Origin of the sequence: Paenibacillus glucanolyticus NBRC 15330 (assembly GCF_004000885.1) — a bacterium.
Classification (GTDB): domain Bacteria; phylum Bacillota; class Bacilli; order Paenibacillales; family Paenibacillaceae; genus Paenibacillus_AQ; species Paenibacillus_AQ glucanolyticus.
Genome location: NZ_BIMC01000002.1, coordinates 482,351 through 488,742, shown reverse-complemented (window position 1 = coordinate 488,742; position 6,392 = coordinate 482,351). Strand labels below are relative to the sequence as shown.

Annotated in this window: 6 protein-coding genes and 1 pseudogene; all 7 read right to left on the bottom strand. The window is 49.8% G+C overall.

Annotation, left to right across the window (positions count from 1 at the left end; all coding sequences use genetic code 11):
• Positions 1-862: pseudogene (locus PGL02S_RS06045) on the bottom strand (hypothetical protein); the annotation flags it as partial.
• An 80-nt stretch (positions 863-942) separates the two neighbouring features.
• Positions 943-1,560, bottom strand: coding sequence for a ribonuclease HII (locus PGL02S_RS06040; protein ID WP_081742811.1), 618 nt, complete (start codon positions 1,558-1,560; stop codon positions 943-945).
• 309 nt (positions 1,561-1,869) lie between these two features.
• Positions 1,870-2,736, bottom strand: coding sequence for a ribosome biogenesis GTPase YlqF (ylqF, locus tag PGL02S_RS06035; RefSeq protein WP_036642039.1), 867 nt, complete (start codon positions 2,734-2,736; stop codon positions 1,870-1,872).
• Between the two features lie 54 nt (positions 2,737-2,790).
• Positions 2,791-3,405 carry a signal peptidase I gene (gene lepB, locus PGL02S_RS06030; protein ID WP_006211353.1) on the bottom strand — a complete coding sequence of 205 codons (615 nt, stop codon included), beginning with the start codon at positions 3,403-3,405 and terminating at the stop codon, positions 2,791-2,793.
• Between the two features lie 102 nt (positions 3,406-3,507).
• Complete coding sequence (rplS, locus tag PGL02S_RS06025; protein WP_036642425.1) at positions 3,508-3,852, bottom strand: 50S ribosomal protein L19; 345 nt, start codon at positions 3,850-3,852, stop codon at positions 3,508-3,510.
• A 241-nt stretch (positions 3,853-4,093) separates the two neighbouring features.
• On the bottom strand, positions 4,094-4,234 hold the full coding sequence (locus PGL02S_RS28085; RefSeq protein ID WP_006211355.1) for a hypothetical protein: 141 nt from the start codon (positions 4,232-4,234) through the stop codon (positions 4,094-4,096).
• A 101-nt stretch (positions 4,235-4,335) separates the two neighbouring features.
• A complete protein-coding gene (locus PGL02S_RS06020) occupies positions 4,336-6,333 on the bottom strand; it encodes a collagen-like repeat preface domain-containing protein (protein WP_051449269.1) in 1,998 nt (665 codons plus the stop codon).
• Positions 6,334-6,392 lie beyond the last annotated feature (59 nt).

Genomic DNA, 6,392 nt, shown 5'->3' with positions numbered 1-6,392 from the left:
CGGCGGCTTGTCCGGCGGCAGGCGTTGCCGTGCCGCCGCCAGCCCATGGCTGCGCGAGCTCGCCGCGCAGCTGCTGCAGCAGGCCTTGCAGCTTGGTCAGCAGTGCCTGCTGACCTGTCGCGGCCTGCGCTGCGCTGCCAGCGCCTCCTGCTGGAGTGCTGGCCTGCTGCGGTACGGTTTCAGCTGCTGCGCCGCTCGCAGCACCGGCTAGAGGAGAAGATGCAGGCACGGCGCCTTTTCCCCCATCTCCAGCAGGCACGGCGCCGACACTTATAACAGACACCAGCTGCTGCTCAAGAGACTGCAGTAATTGATGGAGCTGAGGTCCAAATACTGCCTGATGCAGCCCCTTCACACTTTCGGGAGTAATCGGCAGTCCGCGATGAAACGCGATAGCAGCCGACTCCGCCCATTCTGCCGCAGGAACCATTGGTGGTTTCACGGCCAACGCCTCACGAAACATAGCTATATTTTCCTTCGTTAACGGAACTCCTGCCGTCTGCATGCCCTTAATCATTTCCCGGTTTTCCTTCGTATCCGGGAGACCGGCAAAATCCAGCACCTCCGCCATGGAGGATGGGGACAACGGCTGGCCCGGCGTTGGACTAAGCGGCTTGAGTACGGCTGTCCCTCCCTCTCCCGGTGGCTGAACCTGCAGAAGCGCGGTTTCTCCGGCTCGAAGCGGCGTTTCCAGTTTTGCCTTCACTTGAACGCCCTGGATCTGCACTAACGCTTCCTGCCCATCTTCCGATACGTTCATAACCACACCGCGAACGACCTGACCCGGCTTTAATTCCAACGTCTTGGCGTCTCCCGGCTTTTGCTCTCCCAGGAGTCCGCGAATCAACGATCCGATGTTCACGATTTATCCTCCCACGCCTTCTATTTACCTTATATATCGGCAGCAGCCCGCCTTTTGACGAGGGCGGGCTGCATCGAATTCTAGAATAAAGACAATTGCTCAATCTCCATGTTTTTCAAAAAACTTCTCCGGTGCATGGACGTAGGTCCGTGCAATTGCAGCTGTTCCCGGTGAAATTTGGTTGCGTAGCCTTTATGTACTGCAATTCCGTATTCCGGATATCGCGCCTCCCATTCCCCTTCACACAATCTGTCACGGGTGACCTTCGCAATAATGGAGGCCGCGGCAATGGACTGGCTTTTTGCATCGCCTTTGATAATCGCACGCTGCGGGATATCGCAATCCACCTTCTCAGCATCAACAAGCAAAAATTGAGGGGTGACCGCCAATTGCTCAACAGCCATCTTCATCGCAAGCCTTGCCGCTTGTTTAATGTTGATCCTGTCGATCGTTTCCGCATCCACCAACCCCACACCGACAGCGAGCGCATCTTCCATGATGAGATCATAGAGTGTCTCCCGCTTCTTGGCACTGAGTTTCTTCGAATCATTAATCCCTTCGATCACTAACCCTTCCGGTAAAATAACCGCCGCCGCAACCACATCTCCGAACAAACAGCCCCGGCCAACTTCGTCAATGCCTGCAATATGTATATAATGATTCCAATAGTCACGCTCGTACATTAATAAATCCGTCATAGGTTTAACCCCTTTGGTTCCGAATTACCGCTTGTTTCAAGTCCGTACATACGGTCTGTCAACTACACTCTCAATCTAGTAACTCTTCTAGATTATCACACAAGACACAGGGCGTCACCCTTTCGCAGCAAACGCCGATTCCAGAACAGGTAGGATCATACCATTTCAACAAAAAGAGCTGCCATCACCGGCAGCTCTTACCTTGTCTTACATTCACTTTTTTATCACGTGCCAAAAACAAAACCTTTATGCTGTATCATCCTCATGGCGGACATGAGCAGAGATGTTATCGCATTATCCCCAAGCTAATCAATAAGGGGACTCCATCGAATAGCGGCCCAGCTTGCCTGCACGGAGCTCACGCAGGAATATGCTCGAGGCTTTTTCCAGATCGACTCTGCCGCCGCTTACGATACAGCCGCGTTTTCTTCCGACCGCTTCCATGACGGCAACGATTTCATCCGGATTGTCCAGATCCGTCGGACGTTCCTTGAGATCAAATCGCTCACTCATCGTCTTCCAATAATAGTTGGAGAAATATTTGATCGCAAAATAGGCAATATCCTCTACGTTCAATATTTCTTCCTTGATCGCGCCGGTTACCGCAAGTCGGTACCCTACATTCTGATCCTCAAACTTCGGCCACAAGATACCTGGTGTATCCAGCAGCTCCATCTCCCCGCCGGCAACCTTAATCCACTGCTGCCCTTTCGTTACACCTGGACGATCCCCCGTCTCCGCGATGTTACGGCCAGCAAGCCGGTTAATCAGAGTGGACTTGCCCACATTCGGTATACCTACAATCAACACACGCATCGCACGCGGATTCATTCCCTTGGCGATTTGTTTGTCGATTTTTTCCTTCAACAGCAATTTAATCTGGTTTGGAATATCCTTGATGCCTGTTCCTGTTGATGCATCTACAGGAAAGGCCGTTAGGCTATTTTCTTTAAAATAAGCCTGCCATTGCCTTGTAACCTCAGGATCGGCCAAATCGGCTTTATTCATGATGATCAGCCGCGGCTTGCCCTGCAAAATCTCGTCAATCATCGGATTTCGGCTTGAGAGCGGAAGCCTCGCATCGATCAGCTCAATTACAGCATCGATCAGCTTCAGCTTCTCCTGAATTTGGCGGCGCGCTTTGGTCATATGTCCAGGAAACCATTGTATTGTCAAACGTCGTCACCTCTACTTTGCTCTGCAAACTTTCATCGTTCTATAGCGTCGTGGCTAATGGTTGATGAGCCCTACGTCTTTAATCGGCCAGAAAATCAAGTCTGCTCGACCGATAATATCCCCCAAAGGAACATATCCTATCATTCGGCTGTCTGTGCTGTTGGAACGGTTATCCCCCATCACAAACACATGGCCTTCTGGAACAACGCCTTCCGGAACGAAGGAGTTCGGAAAATCTGTGTTATTGTATAATCTGTCCTCAGCATGGGCCTTATCAATTGCTTCCTGTATGTAGGTTTCATTCACAGGCTCTCCGTTGACAAGCACTTTATCGCCTTCAACTTTAACCGTATCACCAGCAACAGCGATCACGCGTTTAATGAAATCCCTACCCTCATCAGGAACATGGAATACGATGACTTCTCCACGCTCTGGCTTGCGGATATCATATAGAATCTCGTTAACAATCAACTTTTGATTGGATACAAAATTAGGTTCCATAGACGGACCTTGCACAATAAACGGTTTAAAGAGAAGCCAGCGAATGAGAACGACGAGAACCAGAGCAATAAGAAGAGCCTTTAGCCATTCTACCAGCTCGTTTTTGGCCTTCTTGGCCGGTTTCCCCACGTTTGTGTCCAATGCCTCATGTTGTTGATCTTTCTCCATAACCCACCGTCCTTCTCTATAGATCGCTTTCCATAATAGCGATTTTTGGATATACAAAAGGGGCTTGTATATACGCACAAGCCCCTTTTTACCGCCTTGTAATTAACGACGAATTTCTTTAATTCTCGCTGCTTTACCGCGCAGTTCACGAAGATAATAAAGCTTCGCACGACGCACTTTACCACGGCGAGCCACTTCGATTTTATCGATTTTAGGCGAGTTGATTGGGAAAGTTCTTTCCACACCAACACCGTAAGAAATTTTACGAACGGTAAAAGTCTCACTGATTCCGCCACCGCGACGTTTAATTACAACACCTTCGAACAACTGGATACGCTCACGAGTTCCCTCGATAACCTTTACGTGTACTTTCAAAGTATCACCAGGACGAAAGCTCGGAATATCCTTGCGAAGTTGTTCTTCAGTAATCGCTTGAACGATATTCATCATCTATGACTCCCTCCTCTCACACAGGCGTTCTTGCATCTTCCGGAAATTCTATGTATTTCCTTCATTATCCGCAGCGGACCACCGTATTCACAACAAAAGAAATAGTATCACATTTTGCGGTTAGAATCAAGTATTTCATCTTTACACCCATCCAGATGATCCATAATTATAGTACACTCACCTTTAAAAAACCACTTTTGGCATGTAAGATAACATGTCAAAAGTGGTTAGACTAAGATTAATTTACGGATTCTTTCGAATCGCTTGCCTCTTTATGGCGCTTGCCGTAATATTCCAGAATATCATCGACGGTTTGAAAGGATACTTCTGTATGATCTTTTTCCATTTGATTGTTATACGTTACATTATTATCTGACACGATTAAGGGCCTCCTCAACAATGCTTATGTCTTGTTTCCAATAATGTATTAACCACAAACATTTCGGCTGTAACATGTAAAATCTTGCAGCTGTTCTTATTTTAATAACCCATTCTGGTGATATTGAGCCTGGCGGCGGTCTGTGTAGATGTAACGGTTTGGGTCTGTGCAGACAAATTATATAGCTGTACGGTATCGCCAACCTTCATGTTGATAACGGCAGAGCCGGATACCCGATCGTCATTTGCACTAGATGCCATGTTGGCCGGAGAAGTCGTATTGCTATTAACCACAATTCCGAAGATGCCTGGTGAATTTTGCTGGTTGGAAAGTGCAACTTGCCAGTTGATGAAATAAAAACCTGCGGTGTTGATCGCGAGTGTCGTGGTTCCATTAAAAGTCACGCCTTGCAGTTCATTTTGCGAGAAGATGATGGGCGACATCGCTGGAACCGATTGGGTCCTTCCCGCCGCGTTATAAAGTACAGCTCCCCCAACCCATGGCCCGGCCCCCGTTGAACCAGCAGCATCGGTTACTTCAGACGCTCCTGCGGCTCCTGCTGTTCCCGTACGGCGAATTACCGCTGTAACCTCAACTCCGCCCGTTGGCCCCGTAGAACCGATTACTCCAGTCACTCCTGTGGTGTCTATTGGGCCTGTTAACCCCGTGATGGTTACTGCACCTGTCACTCCTGCGGCTCCTGTAACACCCGTAAATCCTATGGAGACAGTTGAACCCGCGATTCCTGCTACGCCCGTAGTTCCCGTAACCCCAACCACACGCGCTGCTCCGCTTGGAACGGTTACTGCCCTTCCACTTACAGCACCCTTCGGTCTCGTCATCCCAGTTCCCCCGGTGGTACCCGTAACTCCATTACATCCGGGCGCTCCCAATAGACCTCTATCACCCGTGACCCCAACTACACCTGTTGGCGCGGTCGGACCCGCTGTTCTAGCTGTGCCTGCTGGACTTGCCGCTCCCATTCTACCTGTCGGCCCTCTCGATCCCTTAAGGCTCGCTCTGCCTGTCGCTCCGATGGATCCAAACGCTACTGTTGCTCCCGTATTTCCTGTCGCCCCGGTTGAACCTCTTACTCCTGTCATTCCAGTAATGCCCCCCGGAGTCATTACTCTTGCAGTACCTGTAGCCCGATTCTTTCCCGTCGCACCTGCAGCCACCGTCAGGCCCATTAGTCCCGCGACTCTGATTCGACCTGATTCCAAGGAATCTCCTGCTTCAGCAGTTTCTCTTGAGCTCGGAGAACCGTGTCGTTGAGCGGTTTTAGCTTCTACATGATCCTGAACATGATCAGCACTGGTGTTCTTTAAGATAGACAATAATGACTGCAATGCAGCTTCCCGGACCGCTTTCGGAAGGTTCAGACCCGAAACAACACCTGACAGGGCATTGGTATAGTTGGCCAGTTGAACGCTCAAGTCACCTGAAGATGCACCGTTCCCCAAGAGCCTATCCATTCCTTCTGTAAAAGCTTGCATCCCGCCAAGCTCCTGCTTCGAAACACCCAATACACTGCTCTTCTGATGGATACCTTGAAGAACATCTCCAAGGCGCTGTCTGGATCGTTCACCCGGGTTCTTGACAGCATCCATAACATATCGCGGCAAATTGATCACCAGATTTGCTAACGGAATCGGATCAGAACGCTGTGCCGGATCATTCATCACGGTTTGAATGCCATTCTGAACTTCCGCAAGCACTGGATTAATGACACTGCCTACGCCAATGCGTTCCCCAAACGTTTGCAGCAAGGTTACGACCCCATTCAGTCTTGAGGCAATATTCTGCAGGTAATCTGCATTCGGAATCGTCACAACTTGCTGGACCGCTTCCTTCATACTGCGGCGTTCTCTTCGTGCAAACCTCATGCCGGACACCAGCTCGTTCAGGCTCTGTAATTGTATTTTGATTCGAGTGAAGTTGTCATTCTCTGGCAACTCCACAAATGCACTTGTCAGCGAAGCCAATTGGGAAATCAGCGCAACAAACCTCGCGGCTTCGGTCCTCCTCACTCGTATTCGTCCAGAAGCCAGCCCACGGATCACGGCTTTATTGCCCTTACGCCTCCTCTTCTCTTGCATCTAACCTACTCACCCCTAACAATTCTCATTCATCCGCAAACGCCTATGTAGGCACATTA